Origin of the sequence: Mycolicibacter sp. MU0102, from assembly GCF_963378105.1 — a bacterium.
GTDB lineage: Bacteria > Actinomycetota > Actinomycetes > Mycobacteriales > Mycobacteriaceae > Mycobacterium > Mycobacterium holstebronense.
The window spans coordinates 4,589,240-4,603,398 of record NZ_OY726398.1 but is presented as its reverse complement, the minus strand read 5'-3'; the positions used below and the strand labels follow the sequence as shown (position 1 = coordinate 4,603,398).

The 14,159-nt window shown below is 67.5% G+C and carries 18 protein-coding genes; 4 read left to right on the top strand and 14 right to left on the bottom strand.

The window, feature by feature from the left end:
• Positions 1–34: 34 nt before the first annotated feature.
• The gene (locus tag RCP37_RS21380) at positions 35–457 is read left to right on the top strand and encodes a hypothetical protein (RefSeq protein ID WP_308487194.1); all 423 of its coding nucleotides are present in this window, start codon (positions 35–37) and stop codon (positions 455–457) included.
• 21 nt (positions 458–478) lie between these two features.
• Here RCP37_RS21380 and RCP37_RS21375 read toward each other — a convergent pair whose 3' ends face one another.
• On the bottom strand, positions 479–1,114 hold the full coding sequence (locus tag RCP37_RS21375; RefSeq protein ID WP_046282840.1) for a TetR/AcrR family transcriptional regulator: 636 nt from the start codon (positions 1,112–1,114) through the stop codon (positions 479–481).
• Between the two features lie 76 nt (positions 1,115–1,190).
• On the opposite strand from RCP37_RS21375, the gene RCP37_RS21370 reads away from it, so the two are divergent.
• Positions 1,191–2,660 carry a flavin-containing monooxygenase gene (locus RCP37_RS21370; RefSeq protein WP_308484913.1) on the top strand — a complete coding sequence of 490 codons (1,470 nt, stop codon included), beginning with the start codon at positions 1,191–1,193 and terminating at the stop codon, positions 2,658–2,660.
• A 17-nt stretch (positions 2,661–2,677) separates the two neighbouring features.
• On the opposite strand, the gene RCP37_RS21365 is transcribed toward RCP37_RS21370, so the two are convergent.
• From RCP37_RS21365 to RCP37_RS21315, 11 genes are all read right to left on the bottom strand, one after another.
• Complete coding sequence (locus RCP37_RS21365; RefSeq protein WP_308484912.1) at positions 2,678–3,397, bottom strand: YggS family pyridoxal phosphate-dependent enzyme; 720 nt, start codon at positions 3,395–3,397, stop codon at positions 2,678–2,680.
• A 13-nt stretch (positions 3,398–3,410) separates the two neighbouring features.
• Complete coding sequence (gene rraA / locus RCP37_RS21360; protein ID WP_046301938.1) at positions 3,411–3,884, bottom strand: ribonuclease E activity regulator RraA; 474 nt, start codon at positions 3,882–3,884, stop codon at positions 3,411–3,413.
• A gap of 6 nt (positions 3,885–3,890) precedes the next feature.
• Complete coding sequence (locus RCP37_RS21355; protein WP_308484911.1) at positions 3,891–4,370, bottom strand: nucleoid-structuring protein H-NS; 480 nt, start codon at positions 4,368–4,370, stop codon at positions 3,891–3,893.
• A 102-nt stretch (positions 4,371–4,472) separates the two neighbouring features.
• Complete coding sequence (locus RCP37_RS21350) at positions 4,473–4,961, bottom strand: copper resistance CopC family protein (RefSeq protein ID WP_308487193.1); 489 nt, start codon at positions 4,959–4,961, stop codon at positions 4,473–4,475.
• Positions 4,962–5,005: 44 nt separating this feature from the next.
• Complete coding sequence (locus RCP37_RS21345; protein WP_373693082.1) at positions 5,006–5,683, bottom strand: YcnI family protein; 678 nt, start codon at positions 5,681–5,683, stop codon at positions 5,006–5,008.
• Complete coding sequence (locus RCP37_RS21340; protein ID WP_308484910.1) at positions 5,680–6,348, bottom strand: DUF6474 family protein; 669 nt, start codon at positions 6,346–6,348, stop codon at positions 5,680–5,682. Before RCP37_RS21340 ends, RCP37_RS21345 begins: the two co-directional genes overlap by 4 nt.
• Positions 6,349–6,412: 64 nt before the next feature.
• Positions 6,413–6,811 (bottom strand): transcriptional regulator, encoded by a 399-nt coding sequence (locus RCP37_RS21335; RefSeq protein WP_308484909.1) that lies wholly within the window; start codon positions 6,809–6,811, stop codon positions 6,413–6,415.
• A gap of 342 nt (positions 6,812–7,153) precedes the next feature.
• A complete protein-coding gene (locus RCP37_RS21330) occupies positions 7,154–7,843 on the bottom strand; it encodes a TMEM165/GDT1 family protein (RefSeq protein WP_308484908.1) in 690 nt (229 codons plus the stop codon).
• A 203-nt stretch (positions 7,844–8,046) separates the two neighbouring features.
• On the bottom strand, positions 8,047–8,583 hold the full coding sequence (locus RCP37_RS21325; protein ID WP_308484907.1) for a peptidase: 537 nt from the start codon (positions 8,581–8,583) through the stop codon (positions 8,047–8,049).
• Positions 8,584–8,789: 206 nt separating this feature from the next.
• Positions 8,790–9,410 carry a superoxide dismutase gene (locus RCP37_RS21320; RefSeq protein ID WP_308484906.1) on the bottom strand — a complete coding sequence of 207 codons (621 nt, stop codon included), beginning with the start codon at positions 9,408–9,410 and terminating at the stop codon, positions 8,790–8,792.
• A gap of 209 nt (positions 9,411–9,619) precedes the next feature.
• Positions 9,620–9,778, bottom strand: a complete 159-nt coding sequence (locus tag RCP37_RS21315) for a hypothetical protein (RefSeq protein WP_308484905.1) — start codon at positions 9,776–9,778, stop codon at positions 9,620–9,622.
• 494 nt (positions 9,779–10,272) lie between these two features.
• Here RCP37_RS21315 and RCP37_RS21310 point away from each other — a divergent pair, with 494 nt between their 5' ends.
• Positions 10,273–11,352: a DUF4328 domain-containing protein gene (locus RCP37_RS21310; RefSeq protein ID WP_308484904.1), complete on the top strand. Its 1,080-nt coding sequence runs from the start codon at positions 10,273–10,275 to the stop codon at positions 11,350–11,352.
• 4 nt (positions 11,353–11,356) lie between these two features.
• Positions 11,357–12,172 (top strand): glycerophosphodiester phosphodiesterase, encoded by an 816-nt coding sequence (locus RCP37_RS21305; RefSeq protein WP_308484903.1) that lies wholly within the window; start codon positions 11,357–11,359, stop codon positions 12,170–12,172.
• Between the two features lie 16 nt (positions 12,173–12,188).
• Here RCP37_RS21305 and RCP37_RS21300 read toward each other — a convergent pair whose 3' ends face one another.
• Positions 12,189–12,725, bottom strand: coding sequence for a ferritin (locus tag RCP37_RS21300; RefSeq protein ID WP_046282826.1), 537 nt, complete (start codon positions 12,723–12,725; stop codon positions 12,189–12,191).
• 126 nt (positions 12,726–12,851) lie between these two features.
• Positions 12,852–14,066, bottom strand: a complete 1,215-nt coding sequence (locus RCP37_RS21295) for an LCP family protein (protein ID WP_373693081.1) — start codon at positions 14,064–14,066, stop codon at positions 12,852–12,854.
• Positions 14,067–14,159: the final 93 nt, after the last annotated feature.

Below are 14,159 nucleotides of genomic sequence, written 5' to 3'. Positions count from 1 at the left end.
TTCAGGTGACGGGCAGTAGGCTCGCCAGGTGGTCATGAATCTGGACATCGACACCAAGGTGACTTTGTTGTCCGCGGGCCTGATCTTTCTGCTCGCGTTGCTGTTGGGTGCGTGGAAGTACCAACAGATCGCCACCTCGGAGAACCGCCAGGCGCACGTCTACGTTGACATCGCACATCGAGCGGCGTTGATGTACTCCTTCGCGACCATGCTGGTCGCGGTGTTCGTGGAACTGAGCGCCTGGCCGACCTGGGTGAACATGGCCGCGGCAATGGTCATTGTGTTCTTCTTCGTCGTCGCGATCGGCAGTTACATGCTGCACGGCGCGTTGCGCGACACCACTAACCAGTTCGAGCAGCTCGGTTGGCGCCTGCACGCCGGCATGGTGCTGCTGATCATCGGCGAGGTCGGCGGCTTTGCGGTGCTGCTGGCCGGGTTCGGCGTCGGCGGGTTCTGACGGCGTCTGGCTGCGCCAGCGTCAGGACGCCTGGCCGTAGATGCTGCTGACCCAGACGTGGGTCAACGTGTCGACCACTTTCTCGTGCGGCACCGACGGCTGCTCGGCCACCAGCGCCGCCATCATGGTGCGCTCGTTCATCTGATTCAGTGATGTCGCCAGATCCAGGGCGTCGATGGTCGTCGGCGCGGCGCCGCGCTCGCGTTCCGCGGTGATCATCGCAGCGGTCTGCTCGATCCACCTCTGCATGAAGCCGTTCCACATCGCCTTGAATTCCGGGCTGGTGGCCAGTGCCTCGGTTCCGGCCCGGGCGATCGCGCGGTGCGAGCTGAACGCGATGAAGAACGCCTTGATGCCACTGCGCCAGATCCGGCGCGGGTCGGTGGGCAGTCGTTGCACCGCTCCGACGAACTCGGAGTCGGCCGCCGCGATCATGGGCTCCAACAGGGAGAGCAGCACCGCGTCTTTGGACTTGAAATAGAAGTAGAAGGTGGGCCGCGAGATCCCGGCGCCCTTGGCCAGATCGTCGACCGAGATCTCGGCCAGCGGACGCTGCTCAAGCAGTCGTTCGGCGGTGGCCAGGATGGCCAGCTCCCGATCGTCGCCGGATGGCCGCGTTCCTCGGCGTCCGTGACGGGTCGCATTTGGGCTGGTCATGGCGGCCACTTTACACGATGTCGATTTAATCAACAGGGTGTTGACTGACTCAACACACCGTTGATAACCTGGCGCCATGACTGAACACCTCGATGTTGTGATCGTCGGCGCCGGCATCTCCGGTATCAGCGCGGCCTGGCACCTGCAGGACCGCTGCCCGAACAAGAGCTACGCCATCCTGGAAAGCCGGGACAACCTCGGCGGCACCTGGGATCTGTTCAAGTACCCCGGCATCCGCTCGGACTCCGACATGTTCACCCTGGGTTTCCGGTTCAAGCCGTGGCGGTCGGCGCACTCGATCGCCGAAGGCGCCGACATCTGGAACTACATCAATGAGGCCGCCACCGAGAACGGCATCGACAAGCACATCCGCTACCGGCACCGGGTCGTCTCGGCGGACTGGTCCGACGCCGACAACCAGTGGACGGTCACCGTCGACAACAACGGCGAGCAAGAGCAGATCACCGCGTCGTTCGTGTTCGCGTGCAGCGGCTACTACAACTACGCCGAGGGCTACTCGCCGGAGTTCCCGGGCGCCGCGGACTTCGCCGGCACCATCGTGCACCCGCAGCATTGGCCCGAGGACCTGGACTACGCCGGCAAGAAGATCGTGGTGATCGGCAGTGGCGCCACCGCGGTCACGCTGATCCCCGCGCTGGCCAACTCCGGGGCCGGGCACGTGACCATGCTGCAGCGGTCGCCGACCTACATCGGCGCGCTGCCCCTGGTCGACCCGTTCGCGGTGCAGGCGAACCGGTTCCTGCCGACCAAGGCGGCGCACTTCGCCAACCGCTGGAAGGCGATCGGCTTCAGCACCCTGCAGTACCAGCTGGCGCGGAAGTTCCCGAAGTACATGCGCAAGACGTTGATGACGATGGCCAAGCACCGGCTGCCGGAAGGCTTCGACGTGCAGAAGCACTTCGGGCCGCGGTACAACCCGTGGGACGAGCGCCTGTGCCTGGCGCCCAACGGTGATCTGTTCAAGACCATCCGCAGCGGCAAGGCGGACGTCGTCACCGACACGATCGACACGTTCACCAAGACCGGGATCCGGCTGAGCTCCGGCCAGGAACTCGAGGCCGACATCATCATCACCGCGACCGGCCTGAACATGCAGTTGCTGGGCGGGGCGTCGCTGCTGCGCAACGGCGAGCCGATCGATCTGCCCAAGGCGATGACCTACAAGGGCTTGATGTTCTCCGGCGTGCCCAACGCCGCGGTGACTTTCGGCTACACCAACGCGTCGTGGACGCTCAAGGCCGACCTGGTGTCGGAGTTCGTCTGCCGGGTGCTCAACTACATGGATGACAACGGTTTCGACCGGGTCGAGGCGCAGCACCCCGGTGCCGCGGTCAAGGAAGAGCCGTTCATGGACTTCAGCCCCGGCTACTTCCGACGGGCGATGGATGACCTGCCGCGCTCGGGGTCGGAGGCGCCGTGGCGTCTCAAGCAGAACTATCTGCTGGACCTGCGGCTGATCCGACACGGCAAGGTGGACGAGAAGTCGCTGAAGTTCAGCAAGCACCGGGCGCCGGTAAGCGTCTAGCGGGCCGCCGCCTTTCGTTAAGCGCGCTCTGGCCAGTAGTAGGAATCGGGGTAGGGTCGGGACCCGAACAGCGCGGTCCCGATCCGTACCTCGGTAGCGCCCTCGGCGATCGCCAGTGCGAAGTCGCCGCTCATCCCCATCGACAACCGCGGCACGTCATGTCCGTGTTCGGCGGCAGTGTCACGTAGCTGGCGCAGCCGGCGGAAACAGCCGCGGACGGTGTCGGGGTCGTCGGTGTTGATGGCCAGCGTCATCAGGCCGCGCACCCGCATGGTGGAGTAGCCGGCCAGCTCCTCGAGGAACGGCAGCAGCAAATCGGGTTCCAGACCGTACTTGCTGGGCTCGTCGGAGGTCTTGACCTGCACCAGTACGTCGATGACGCGGTTCTCGGCGCGCAGGTGGCGGTCCAGCGCCACCGCCAGTCTGGACCGGTCCAAGGACTGCACCTCGGCGGCCAACCGCGCCACCACGCCGGCCTTGTTGGTCTGCAGGTGTCCGATCATCACCCAGTCGATCCCGCAGTCGGACAGCGGCCCGGCTTTGTCCTTGATCTCTTGGACCTTGTTCTCGCCGAACCGGTGCATGCCCAGAGCGACGGCTTCTCGGATCAGCTCGGGACCGAAGGTCTTGCTCACCGGCAGCACTGCGACGTCCTCGGGTGAACGGCCCGCAGCGCGGCACGCGTCGTCGACGCGCGCGCGGAGCTGTTCCCAACGCGCCCGCAAAGTGGCGTCCATCGGCGTGCCCGTCCTAGACGACGACGATGCCGTCGTCGTCGCTGTGGGCGATCGCGCCGGGCACGAAGGCGGTGCCGCCGAACTCGACGACGACGTCACGCTCGCCGGCGCCGGTCTTGGTGCTCTTGCGCGGATTGGTGCCCAGCGCCTTGATACCGATGTCGAGGGTGCGCAGGGTCGAGGCGTCACGCACCGCGCCGTGCACGATCAGCCCTGCCCAGCCGTTGCTGCGCGCCAGCTCGGCGATGACGTCACCGACCAGCGCGGTGTGCAGCGAGCCGCCACCATCGATCACCAGCACCCCGCCGTCGCCCGGCTCAGAGAGCACCGATTTGAGCAGCGCGTTGTCCTGGAAGCAGCGCACGGTGCTGATGCGACCGGCGAACTCCGTGCGGCCGCCGAGTTGGCGGAACTGAACGTCGCAGCTGCGGACGTCGGGACCGATCTCGTCGACCAGGTCGGCGGTGGGCCGGAAGCGTGCGGTCACCGCCGGTCAGCCCCGGCGCGCGCGCCGCAGCCGGCGAAGCAGCAGCAGTGCGAACACGCCGAGGATTCCGGCGGCCAGCAGCGGGCCGGGCGAACGTCGTACCGGTGACACCGGCGCGCTCAGCGGGTTGCGGGCCGAGTCCACCGTGGACTTCGCCTGGGCAGCCGTCTCTTTGGCGCCGTCAGCGAGGTGGCCCGAGCCGTTGGCGGCGACCGCAGGCGGGGCGGGGACTGGCGGGGCCGGGGCTGGCGCCGCGGGGGCGCTCTTGGCGGGAGCCTTTTTCGCCGGCGCCTTCTTGGCGGCCTTTGCCGGGGCCTTCTTAGCCGGAGCCTTTTTCGCCGCGACCTTCTTGGCGGGTGCCTTCTTCGCGGGAGTCTGCTGCGGCGCCGGAGCCGGCGACTCGGCCGGCAGGTCGGCTGCAGCCGGCGTAACCGGCTCGGGCGAAGCCGCGGCTTCGTGGTCGGGCTGGCCTTGCGGTTCGGTCATACGGCAGCTCCTCTGGCGGGTTCTCGTCTGGAGATCAACTCGGCGTCACCGGCAACGTTCCCATCATGCCAGCATCTGCCAGCGGCGACCGCTGGGCGAAAGTCAGGATCGAGGCCGGTTGAACCACAAACCGATGCCGACGAGCACCACGGCACCGGCGACGAAGGGCCAAATCGGCAGGTCACCCTGGGGGTCGGCGTAACGGCGCGGAATGGCGGGTGCGGCGTCGGTACGGTCGGTGACCGCGGGACCCGGCTCCCCGGTGCCGGCCACCGTCAGCTGGAACGGCCACGAACCGGACACCACATGCCCATCGGCGGAGGTGACCCGATAGTGGACCGTGTAGGTGCCGGTGGGTCCCAGTGGACGCACCGCGACACTGGCGACTGCGCCGTCCACCCGGGTGTCCCCGGTGGACCACAGGTGCCCGTCGGGGCCCACCACGGTCATGGCCGCGAAGTCGGACTGCAGTTGCTCGTTGAAGGTGGCGCTGACGCGCTCTGGGCCACGTGACAATTCAGCGTCGCGTGCCGGGTCCGTCGACACCAGTACGGCGTGCGCGGCGGCTACCCCGGTGGCCGCGAAAAGCATCCCCAGCAGGAACAGGCCCGCCAGCGCGCCGCGCAACGCCTGCCTCACGCGCGCCGCCTGCCCAGGGCGATCGTGGCAGCCAGTGCCGCGACCAGCAGTGCGGCGCCGCCGAGCAGCCGGGCCGCATTGTCGCCGTGATGCTCGCCGGCCTCGGATCCCGCCTCGGGTGCCGGGCCGGCGGATACGGCCGGCTCCGGGTGCTGGGCGTGGTGTTCGGTCGCCGACGCGGGGCCGGTGCCCAGCTGCAGCGTGGGTACCGGGTGCTGCGCCTCACCGCCGCCGGGCGGGGGAGTCTGGTCCCAGCGCACCTCGGTGCCGTCGGCGTACCGCTGTGCTGACGGGAAGTTCACCGTTTCTGTGTCGGGCAGGCGCATTGCGATCCGGAACAGTCCGAACTGGTCGGTGCCGATGCCGGCGCCGGCAGCGGCGGTCCAGGTCACCGAGCGCACCGCCCCCGATTTGGGGTCGCGGTCCAGGCGTGCGGTCCAGCCGGGCTTGGTTTCCGTGCGAGCCGAGGCCACATCGGGCAGCGTCACGGTGAGTTCCGTTGTGGCAGAACCGCTCGGTGACTCATTGGGAACCTCAAAAGTGACCATCGCAACCCCGCCGCGCACCGCGCCGGGGCTGCTGGCGTGTACGTGCGCCCAGGCCGGAGTGGCGCCGACGACGGAAGCTGCGGTGACCGCGGCGGCCAGCGCTAGGGCGCGCATTCGGGCGCTCATGACGGCAGCCCCAGTCGAGCCATCAGATCGGCGTCGATCCCATCGAGCTGGTCGCTGATCGAGGCGGAGGCCACGCGGCGACGATCTCCCGGCATGGTCTCGATGGCAGTCACTGCCGTCGACAGGTCCGACAGCCGATCGGTGATCGCCGTGACGAACTGCTTGGTTTCGGAGTCCTTGGGCTTGCGGTCTTGCACCAGGCGCAGGGTCTTCTCTGCCCCGGCGATCCGCGCCGAGAGCCGGGCTGTGTTTCTTGCGGGGCCGGAGAACTCGCCCATGCGGGCCAGCGGTACCCCGAGCCGGGCCGCTCGCTGCTCATCGATCAGGCCGCGCACGGCCATCGCGGCCCGGTACACCAGCGGCACAACGACCGGCGCCAGCATTCGGGTGACCACCAGCGTCCGGCGGACGCGAGCGGGCGAGAGGAACCGGCCGTCGCGGGCGGCTTTGAGCTGGCTTTCGGCGGCCTTGCGTGCGGTGCGGTCGCGGTTGCGGTCCGACTTGATCTGAGCCTTCAGCGCACGGGAATCCGCGCGCTGGCTGGCCTTGAAGCGTTTCGCCTCGCCCTTGGCCGCCAACCGCGCCTCAAGCCTGGCGCCGGCCTTCAAGGCCCGTGCTTCGGCACGCCGGGTCGCGCGGCTCTTGCGTTTTCTGAACAGGCCCATCGCGGCCGCCTCCCCGGTGTCTCGCTGGAACCGATCAAGTCACCCTAATCGCGGCGCCGACGCCTCAGGCGCTGAGGTGCTCCTTGCGGCGAAGCTCGTCGATGCGGGCCAGGACGTCCTCCTGGGCCTCGGGCGAGAGCCCGACAGCTTGGGTCGCGATGCGCCGTACGCCGGCGTCGCGGACGCTGTCCAGCCATGACAACTCGGCGTCGAGCTTGGCGTAGTAGTCGTCGTCGGTGAAGAACGCCGGCCTGATCCGAAAGAAGTTGGCCAGCGCGGCCATGGTGGCGGTGGACGGGTTCGTCCGATTCCCCGAGCGCAACTGGGAAAGGTAGGGGGCCGACATCGTGACGCCCTCCGCTTTGAGTGCCGCGATTACCTCAGCGGACGTATGCGGTCCGCGGCCGGGTGGATAGACCACATCGAAAAGGCGATTCAAGCGGACAGCGAACGTCGCGCTCATCGATAGGACCTCCAGGGGGTAGGCAGGCGGCCGACAGGCGCTCCGCGAGGGGGCAAGCGGTAGCGCCTGATGATTTGCTGATCATCGTAGCGATAGTTACCGACACAACCAAGGGTGTTTCGGTGGCGAGTTCGATCTTGAACCACGAGATCGGGCTTGGTGCAGTTCATTCGGTTCTCCGCAGAGGCCCCTGCAGCCGGATTTTCTTGTCGTACCAAGCACAATTGCATCGGCAACGACGAACGAAGAGACCCACCAACACCGGTCTGTTGGTCCTCACTGCTGGAAGCCCCTCCGGCGAAGTGAAGTTTCCACCGTGTGTTGGGCTGTCGGCAGGATTTGCTACCGAGTGGTGGAATCGTCTCCGGCGGTCTGTCCGGAACGTCGGAGCGAAGCCCGCCAAAGCGCTGACCCCAACGCCACCGATACCAATCCCGCAACCGAGGCGATGGCCACCGGCCGCCAGCCCAGTGCCTCATCGAAGAGAATCCACAAGCCGCACGCCAGGAAGAGCAGTCCGGCCGCGGTGTGGAGTAAGTGTTCGGGCAACCGCCGGTGCAGCACCGTCCCGACCGCGATCGCGACCGCGTCGGCGAGCACCATGCCGATCGTCGCGCCCAGCCACACGCCCAGCCAGTTGCGGTCACTGGCCAGCGCAACCGTGGCCAACATCGTCTTGTCGCCGAGCTCGGCCAACAGCACCGAGGACACCACTGCGAACAGTGCGAATCGAGGCTCACGGACGGGGGCTTCCCCAGCTGCGGAGTTGGTTCCCTCGCGCCACGACCACGCCGCGAAACCGATGAAGGCAACGCCGGCGACGGCGGCGATCGGGCGGGCGGGCAACGTCAGCCCGAGAAAGTGCCCCACCGTCACCGAGATGCCGTGGACGGCGAATGCCGCGATAGCCACTCCACTGAGAACCACCCACCAGCGGTGCCGCAGCGCGTACGTCATGGTGATCAGTTGCGACTTGTCGCCGAGTTCGGCGAGGAAGACCACGCCCAGGCTGATCAGCATGGCGGCAAACATGCGGGCACGCCCTTTCGTCAGCTGCCGAGGCTAATGACTCCGCGGCCCGGCCGCCAGCCGACAGGGAATTTCGGCGGGCCGAACTCGGCGGTTCGGCAAGGGTCGCCGGAGTTGGCCCGGAGGGCCGGCGGAGGCGAGGCGAAGCCGGGACTGCCGAATCAACCTCGATGATCCGGCGAAGGGACAATTCGTCGCGAATTGCTTTATGCGGCAAGCAACATGGCCAGTACCGCTGTATCGGGGTGGCTGACCGGGTCAACGCCGACCCGGCTCACCATCGAGGTGACGGTGCCGTCGGACTCGGCTTCGACCCAAGCCGCGCGATGCTCCAGGCCCAGGTAGGGCAGGCCGGGCAGCAAAACGCATCCTGATGCCGCGCCCCGACATTCGGGCAGTGAGGGAACGGTCTCCGACGGCGGGTGCAGCATCAGCAGCGCTGAGGGCTGGCGGCCGGCGAAGTACCCCGGTGCGATCGCCGATTCACCGACGACAGTGCCCTCGGCCAGCAACAACCCGACGGTGCCCGGACCGGGATTGTCTGGCAGTTCCTCATGAGTGCCGAATACTGTTGTGGTGGGCAGCAATCCGGGCATCGAAGCGACTCGGACGGCGATGCTGAGCAGTTGTGCCCATTCCTTCGTCGAATCCGGCCAGCGGCCGAAAACTACGAATCCGCGAAGCTCGCCACGGGAGTGAAACGGGGCGACTTCGATCGCCCGGCCGGAACCTGTCGTCTCCATCGCGCACCCTCCGCGACATTTTGGCTTGTTGGCTGATTCGCCTGCTCGCATTTCAGCGGGTGGGTTATTTGGCAGCATGCGGCACCCGACAACCGGATTCAAGGTGACACGGCGAGGCGGCGGATAACGAAACGGTGAAAAAGCCGGATAAAACAAGTGGGGCGCCGCGCCAACGGCGCGACGCCCCACCCATACCGGTGGTCCGGCTAGAAGATCAACCCCGAAGTCTTCGAGGTGGCGGCCGCGAAACGCGACTGCACATCGGCCCAGTTGACCACGTTCCAGAACGCCTTGACGTAGTCGGCCTTGACGTTCTTGTACTGCAGGTAGAAGGCGTGCTCCCACATGTCGACCTGCAGCAGCGGGATGATGCCCAGCGGCACGTTGGCCTGCTGGTCGTAGAGCTGGAAGGTCAGCAGCTTCCCGCCCAGGGTGTCGTAGGCGAGCACCGCCCAGCCCGAACCCTGCAGGCCGTTGGCGGCCGCGGTGAATTGCGCACGGAACTTGTCGAACGATCCGAACGCGTCGTCGATAGCCGCGGCCAGTTCGCCCGTCGGCTTGTCGCCGCCGTTGGGGGACAGGTTCTTCCACCAGATCGAGTGGTTGACGTGCCCGCCGAGGTGGAACGCCAGGTTCTTCTCGTTCAAGAAGATCGCGCCGTGGTCGTCGTTGGCCCGAGCGTCCGCGAGCTTCTCCAATGCGGAGTTGGCTCCGGCCACGTAGGCGGCGTGGTGCTTGCTGTGGTGCAGTTCGTTGATCTGACCCGAGATGTGCGGCTCAAGAGCTCCGTAATCCCAGTCCAAGTCCGGCAACGTGTAGTCGGCCACGGGGTTCCTTCCTTCGGTCAGTACTGATCCGGTGTCGATCACCGTTGATCATTGTCGAGAGGCATTGACGGTCTAGCGGCACCCCACTGCCAGCACGGTCGCGGTGTGATGGGGCCACCTTCAACCACATTGCTCCAACACCGGGTGTACCGCAACAACGGGTGGAGCTGACGCGCGGTGTCAGCCGATCGCAATGCTCACGCGGAGCTTCAGGTCAGGACGAGCGCAATTAGGAAAGACAGCAGCACGAGGGCGATCACTCCGGCGCGCAGCGACGCCAGCAAATAGGCGCGCTTGTAAGTGGACGATCCCGCATGCCAGCCCGACGCCGCCGCGACGGGAACAGGTCCGATCGGCCGTGCCGTCATCTGTGTTGCCCCCAACCTCACCGTGCGCCCACCCCCGTGAGGCGCATCACATCTGTTCTGTGACGGCGATCATAGCGCTTTGTTCGCCTAGTGGAAAAATTCACCTGGATAACCCGACTTACCTGCACCGATGTGTTCCGGGGCCTCGCGGCCATCAAAGGCGGGCGGCAGGCGGCTGCTTAGCCGATCAAGCGATTTCGCTCGACGCTGTTAGTCGGTTCGCTTCGACGACGCTGCGTTATCCACAACCGATGCGTCTGTCGGCATGTAAAAAGCACATCACGCCCCGTGGGGTTGTCGATCGGTGTGTGGATAAACCTGTGGAAACTGTGGATAGCTAGTGGTAGCTGCCGGGCCGCGCGGGGCGTCTTCGGCGCCGTTCGCCGATGGCTCTGGCCGCGGCTCGGCCGACCTTGCGGTCGCAGCGGTCTTAATGGCGTCGACCCGGCTGCGGTCGGTCCCGCCGACCTTGCGGTCGCCGCTAGGCTGGTGCGGTGATCCAGGTGTGTTCCCGCTGCAAGACGCGGTGGAACGTGCGTGACCAGCAGCGGGCCTGGTGCCCACGCTGCAACGGTGCGCTGTGGGCGCCGCTGACACCCGAGCAAGAAGCTGAGTTGCAGTGGACCCAACCTGGGCCCCCCGCATCGCCGGCAGCGCCCGGGCAGGCGCCGCCGGGGCCGGGGCTCGGTTACCGCTGGATCGCGGTGCGGCCAGGACCGCCGCCTCCGCAGTCGCCGGCACGGCGTCCGCTGGGACCCACCCCGCGTTATTCGGTGATGCCCCGCTGGACGCTGATGGGCGGGCCGATTCGTGCTGCGGCACAGCAGAAACCGGGGGAGCGGCCGGCGCCCACGGCGCGCTCGCTGGAGAAGGCGCTCGCAGCCGCGGTCGCCGCGCTGGGCATCGCGGCCCTGGTGCACGCCCTGATCTATGTGCTGATGATCGTCAATCGCACCATGCTGTTGAATCCCCTGGTCGCCGGTGGCGCGGTGTGGCTGGGCCGGCTGGCCGGGCTGGCCGCGATCGCGGCAGTGGTCAGCTGTGCCGTGGTGCTGACTAGGTGGCTGCTCGCCCGGCGTTCGGTGACCTTCGCCCGGTTGCACCTGCCCGAGACCCGCCCGGCTTGGGCGGTGTGGGCCGGTTGCCTGGTGCCGGTGGTCAACCTGGCCTGGGCGCCGGTGTTTGTCATGGAGCTGGCCAAACGCGAGGACCGGCTGGACCGGCTGCGCAAGCCCATCGTGGTGTGGTGGGCCGTGTGGGCTGCCAGCACTGCCGTAGCGATCTTCGCTACCGCCACCAGCTGGGCCGACGGGGCACAGGGCATTGCCAACAACATGGTGGCGACCGTGGTGGCATACCTCCTCGGACTGGCGGCAGTGGTGACGGCGGCCCGGGTGGTCGAGGGATTCGAACGGCGATCGATGGGCCGGCCCGCCCACCACTGGGTGGTGGTGGCCGACGGGCGCGATACCGCCGTTGCACCGCCGGCGGCTCCGGCCGCCGCGCCGAAACCGGAAGAAGGCACGGCCCCGGCCCCGGCTCTTGAGTCCGACGGGCGGGAACCGGCAGCATAAGCCCATGACCCCGGCCGGCGATGTCGTCTCGGAACACCCGTTCGTGGTCGCACACCGGGGTGCGTCGATCGACCGCCCGGAACACACCCTGGCCGCCTACGACTTGGCGCTGCAGGAGGGGGCGGACGGCGTCGAATGCGATGTGCGGCTGACCAGTGACGGCCACCTGGTCTGCGTACACGACCGCCGGGTGGATCGGACCTCCAGCGGGGCCGGAGTGGTCAGCGAGATGACGCTGTCGCAGCTGCAGCGCCTCGACTACGGCGCGTGGCACCGAAACGGGCAAACCGGCTCAGCGGAGGGTGCCGAGATCGGCGACACCGGTCTGCTCACCCTCGATGCACTGGTTGCGCTGGTTCTGGACTGGCACCGGCCGGTGAAGATCTTTATCGAGACTAAGCATCCGGTGCGATACGGCTCGATGGTTGAGCGTGAGGTGCTCGCGTTGCTGCATCGATTCGGGCTCGCCGCGCCGGCGTCGGCCTCGCGGTCGCGTGCGGTGGTCATGTCATTCTCGGCGGCCGCGGTGTGGCGGATTCGCCGGGCCGCGCCCCTGCTGCCGACGGTTCTGCTCGGGTCGGGCGCGCGCTATCTGGGTGGCGGTGCGGCGACGACGGTGGGTGCCACTGCGATCGGTCCGTCGATCGAGACGCTGCGGGAACATCCGGAGTTGGTGGACCAGGCCGCCGTACGGGGTCGCGCGCTGTATTGCTGGACCGTCGACCGCAATGAAGACGTCGACTTCTGTAGGGATGTCGGGGTTGCGTGGATTGCGACAAATCAGCCCGCCCGAACCAAGGCGCGGTTGCGGGCGGGCTGATCGGCGGGCGAGGGGTTTACCCGCCGGCGATGCGCGGCGCGCCGGCCTCTTGGCCGACCGTGATCTCGCGTGCGAGGAACGTCTCCAGCTCGAACAGGTTGTGCCCGGCGCGGTCGGCGACCCGGAGCAACCGGGTCATCACGGCTACCTCCTCGACCTGTTCGCGCAGGAACCACTGCATGAACTGCTCGCCGAGGTAGTCGCCCTCGTCGCGCGCGGCGCTGGTGAGCCGACTGATCTGCTCGGTGACGGTCCGCTCCTGCTCCAGGGTGAGCGCCAGGGCATCCCGCGGGGCGTCGAAGTGATTGCGTACCGCGTCCACGCCGGGAATCTCGACGCGGATGTCCCGGTCGAGCAGGTATTGCACCAACATCATCGCGTGGTTACGTTCCTCGACGGCCTGGGCGTAAAAGAACTTGGCCAATTGTGGCAAATCCTCGCCGTCGAAATAAACCGCAACCGCGACATATTGCTGTGCCGCGGTAAATTCGTGGTAGATCTGCTCTTGAAGCAGCGCGTGAAATTTCGTCTTGTGGCTGTCGTTCTCGATCATGAACGCGATGCTACCCCTGGTCAGAGTGGGTTTGCATCCAAGGCGAGGCTTACTCAGGTCAGCATTGCCTAAGTAAAGATAGGGTAGGCTGAAATTGAATAGTGGCGCGTCGGAATTAGGTTTGACTCAATTATCTGCGCTCGATGGTGGTGGTGTATCGCGCCGCAATGCCTCGAATAGCCGGGCGGCCTCGGCATGGTTCCACACCACCGCGTCGCCGACGTCGGTCCGGAGGAACTCGCCGATCGGGACGGTCAGCGTGGTGGTGGCGCCGCGTAGCGCCCAGCCCAGGGCCGCCAGGTCTATGACGCCGGAGCTGTCGTCCACGGTCACCGCGTGCGCGGCAGCGTGCGGCACGCGGTACCAGCGCAGCGGATTGAGCCAGACGGCCGGATCGGCGAGGCGGGTCAGCAGCGCCGACAGGAACAGCCGCTGGTGGGCCATCCGGTCCAGATCGGCGCGCGGCGTGGCCCGACTACGCACGTAGCCGAGCGCGGCCGCGCCGGCGAGTTTCTGGCAGCCGGCCGGCAGATTCAGCCCGGCCAGTGGGTCGTCGATCGGTTCGTCCGGGCACAAGGTCACCCCACCGAGGGCGTCGACGAGCGAGGCGAAACCGCCGAATCCGATCTCGACATAGTGGTCCAGCCGTAGCCCGGTGGCCTGCTCCACCGTCCGGGTCAGCAGGGGAGCCCCGCCGAGGGTGTATGCGGCGTTGATCTTTTCTTTGCCGTAGCCGGGGATCGTGACGTAGGAGTCGCGCGGCAGCGACACCACCGTGGCCGTTGACTCAGATCCCGGGCTGGGTAGATGTACGAGCAATACGGTGTCGGTGCGCCCGTTGCCGATGTTCCCGCCGGTGCTCAGGTCTTGCTGCTCCTGGAGTGTGAGATCGGCGCGGCTGTCCGAACCGACTAGCAGCCACGTCGTCCCGCGGCCCGGCGTCGGGCGGTCGGCGTAATCAGCGAACGCCACGGTCCGCTGCAGCGAGGTGTCGAGCCAGGCCGCGGCGCCCACCACCGACGAGGTGGCGATCAAGGCCAGAAGCAGAGCGAGCACCGCCAGTCGGCGCGGCCAGGACCGGCGTCGGCGCGCAGCGGGGCGCCGCGGCGTGTGGGGACGTGCAGCCGGTGGGCGCGGTGCCGGCGGACGCGGCGCGGGCGGAGCCGCCGGGTAGGGGCGGGGTTCCGTGGTGCGCGGTGCGGGCTTGGTTGCCGGCCGCCGGACGGCCCGTGGCGGCGGCGAGACCGGCCGGCCATGGGGGTCGCGGTACAACATCGGCGGCGGTTCACGACGCGGCGGTGGAAGGTGCCAGGGTTGGCCCGGCCCGCGATCACCGTTCACCTGCCCAATCTACGTATCGATAGGCCCCCGGGCGATCTTCAGGGCCGGCTCAGCTGCGCGATGGACACCGAAGATTCCCAGCCCGCCGTCCAA